Annotated in this window: 5 protein-coding genes and 1 pseudogene; 2 read left to right on the forward strand and 4 right to left on the reverse strand. The window is 60.4% G+C overall.

The features are described 5' to 3' along the window. Positions 1–213 (forward strand): histidine kinase dimerization/phosphoacceptor domain -containing protein (locus H8B02_RS46625; RefSeq protein ID WP_283842325.1); only part of this gene is annotated, 213 nt, incomplete at its 5' end. 289 nt (positions 214–502) lie between these two features. Here H8B02_RS46625 and H8B02_RS46630 read toward each other — a convergent pair. Then, the gene (locus tag H8B02_RS46630; RefSeq protein WP_229172425.1) at positions 503–1,036 is read right to left on the reverse strand and encodes a hypothetical protein; all 534 of its coding nucleotides are present in this window, start codon (positions 1,034–1,036) and stop codon (positions 503–505) included. A 353-nt stretch (positions 1,037–1,389) separates the two neighbouring features. Here H8B02_RS46630 and H8B02_RS49255 point away from each other — a divergent pair, with 353 nt between their 5' ends. Beyond that, positions 1,390–1,572 (forward strand): DUF6894 family protein, encoded by a 183-nt coding sequence (locus tag H8B02_RS49255; RefSeq protein ID WP_376711798.1) that lies wholly within the window; start codon positions 1,390–1,392, stop codon positions 1,570–1,572. A 106-nt stretch (positions 1,573–1,678) separates the two neighbouring features. Here H8B02_RS49255 and H8B02_RS46635 read toward each other — a convergent pair whose 3' ends face one another. From H8B02_RS46635 to H8B02_RS46645, 3 genes and pseudogenes are all read right to left on the reverse strand, one after another. Next, on the reverse strand, positions 1,679–1,924 hold the full coding sequence (locus H8B02_RS46635) for a hypothetical protein (protein ID WP_229172426.1): 246 nt from the start codon (positions 1,922–1,924) through the stop codon (positions 1,679–1,681). Positions 1,925–2,073: 149 nt separating this feature from the next. Then, complete coding sequence (locus H8B02_RS46640; protein ID WP_229172427.1) at positions 2,074–2,505, reverse strand: hypothetical protein; 432 nt, start codon at positions 2,503–2,505, stop codon at positions 2,074–2,076. 138 nt (positions 2,506–2,643) lie between these two features. Then, positions 2,644–2,935 (reverse strand): annotated as a pseudogene (locus H8B02_RS46645) (hypothetical protein); the annotation flags it as partial.

A 2,935-nucleotide genomic window follows, 5' to 3' on the forward strand; every position in this document is an offset into this window, starting at 1 on the left:
GAGCGCGAAAGGGAGGGCCTGTTGCAGAAGCAGCGGGTGCTCTTGCGAGAGAAGGATGTGCTGCTTGAAGAACTAGAACACCGGGTCAGCAATAGCCTGCAAATCATTGCCGCCATCATCCTGATGAAATCGCGCATGGTGTCTTCGGAGGAGACCCGGCTCCAACTGCAGGCGCGGGGGCGGCTACGACGGCGGTTAGCCGCGTCGAATTGATCGCAGGTGCGGCATCCGATCTTGAACGGCGCGAGGGCGGTTCCGTTCATGCCGGGGATGGCGAAATCTGCGAACATTGCTTCCGGCACTAGCCTATCGAGAGCCGGACAGTCCGCCGCTCGACGAGATCGGTTGGTAGCCTAGGCTGTCGAGCGGCTCCGCCCGGAAAGCGCGGACGTCCGGGTACCGCCAACCGCCAGTACTGTTCTCCGCGACCGGGGCCTCGGCGCGAACGTCGGATCCTTCCATGAAGCTCATCGAGGCGATCTTCCAGTCAGCCGACACCGGTTTATGATCGCCGTATGCGACGGATGATCATACGTCCCGGTTGATTTAAGGAATGAGATCGTAGCGCGGATTTGGCGATTGCTACCCATTTCCCGACGTCGGCAACCATTCGCCGACACTTTTGCCAGGCCGTCGTGGATTCGAGAAAATCCATCATCCGGCGCCAATAACTGTATCCCCATGCGAAGAGCGGGACCGACAACAGCTTCTTTTTGTTCAGTTGGAAGAGTCGCTCGACAACGGTGAGCTTGATGACTTCTGCCGCGATGAAGACAACCGCGCCCGTGAAGAAATGCCCGGTGGCGATCAGGTATCCGCTCAGGGGTTTTGCCGGTTCCAATAATGCCACGGGCACTGCAAACAGCGCGAACGACTGATAGGGGCCGAGCGTGGTAACCCATCGTCGGACACGCTCCAGCAATCTCATTTTGCTGAGCCAAGCCGTCAGCGGCCTGTTCACAGCCGAAGCAAAGCCGTCCACGACGAAGTAGATTGCGGCGATGGCGAAGATCGGCGTGTTCCAGGCGCGTGTCATTGGGTCCTCTCCAGCGGATAAGGCATGAACAGCCCAGGCGTTCCGTCCCGATAGCCGGAGAGCGCACCGACATGGGCCAGGGATTATCTCCCAGAGTTCGCAGCGGATGTCGCGCGAAAGAAGCGGAAGGCGCGCCTCACCCGGAACAGGACCGGGCACACGAAATGCTCTCCAGTGAGCATCATGGCCGCGCCCCATCCAATTTGCGGATCATCGTTAAAGTCCCTCGGGAAGGTCAACCAACGGGAAGTGTCGTTCCGGCCGTACGCTTGGAACGAGAGCCTCGGTGATTAATTATTCCGCCAGCTTCGTCGCACAGTAATGGGACCACCGGATGCCTCGGTATTTTTCACATTCATCATGGTAAACGCCATGCTGACGAGACCGGGGTGGTTCTTCCGGGCAGGGGTGCCGCTTGGAAGGAGGCTACCTTCACTACTGGACAGCTTCTTCAAGACTTGGATGGCGCCCACGGTCAGGGATGGCGAATGGAAGTGACTGACGAAGCGGCAAATCCCGTTTGCGTGCTCCACTAGCGGAACCGGCGCATGTTGCGAATGTCGCTGGTCCCGGGCAAAGACAGGTGCGCCTATTCTTTCGCGTCTGCGAAAGGGCTCCGGAAATACCGCAGCCCCTTGCCGATCAGTTGTGCTCTTCTTTGATGATCGTCTTCTCGCGAGGCTCGTCGTGCTCCTTCTTAATCACCGTCGTACGATCGGTTGGCTCGCGCTCCTTGATCACGGTCGTCGTGCGATCGCGGTCGATATCGCGATGGGATTCGCCAGTGGTAATCCCGGCGCCGACCGGCCCGACGTGGACGCCGACTTCATCAGCGAAAGCGGGGGTCGAAAGCGCAACAACAGCAGCAACTGCCAAAGCGTATTTCATTTCCTAGCCTCCAGTTGTTTCAATGCTGGAGCAATGCGGTGATTTATTGAATGTTCCCGGGTGCTTTGACAAAACGTCGCACCGATTGCCGCGTTCGACCAAACTGAGCTTCGGAATAGCCGGTCCAGGCTGCTCGAACGGGGGACCGGTTAGCTGCCGCGGAGAGACAGGCTGATGCGCGTGACGATGCCGTCCCAATCGCGCTCTTCACTGGCGGGATAATTGATCAGCACGCAATGGACCAACCGGCCCGAAAAGTTGCAGCGGTCGTAGAAGACCTTGTCGCCCTTGTAGCTCGACACCGCGAAGAAGCGCGACGTCACGCGCTTGTACTGGATGCGCGAGGGTGGATTCTTCCTGGCGAGAAAGACCGCCGGCGTGTCGTTGGAGACGTTGGGCGCGGCTTGAATCGTGAGGTCGGCTCGGCCGTCGGCGGTCCGGAAGCGCTGTCCCTGTCCATCGGGCCTGCCGGCGTCTTCGGTGAAGATCGAGGCGGGGAAATCGACGGAGGTGCCGGTCGACGGGATGGTATAGGTCGTCCATCTCACGGGCTGAGCTGACGCGACCGACGACCACACCATCAAAGCCAAAGAGACTGCCTTCGCCGACTTGACGACTTTCTCAGATCTGATCATCACCACCGTCTTTCCATGATGCCGACGCGAGACATGCAGCGGGTGCGAGGAAAAGGCGACCCGCCTGGGCGGGCCGCCCACTGTTTACCATACGCCGGTGCCGTAGAGTTGGCGCTCTCGGCGAACCTCGTCCGCACCATAGGGCTGGGCGGACGGATCGTAGCTTTTCCAACCTGACTTCTGCCAGGCCGCGCTGCGGTCGCGCAGATTGACGGCCGATTGATTCAGGATGGCTTCGTATCGCGCACGATCAGCGTCGCGAACGCGTGCCGAAACCAGCGTGCCGCCGCGCCGCACGCCTTCGGCGTAGAGGGGCGCTTCCTCGTCCGATACGCCGGCCTGCGACAGCGCCCCGACGACGCCGCCCGTGGCACCG

The organism is Bradyrhizobium altum (assembly GCF_020889705.1).
Classification (GTDB): domain Bacteria; phylum Pseudomonadota; class Alphaproteobacteria; order Rhizobiales; family Xanthobacteraceae; genus Bradyrhizobium; species Bradyrhizobium altum.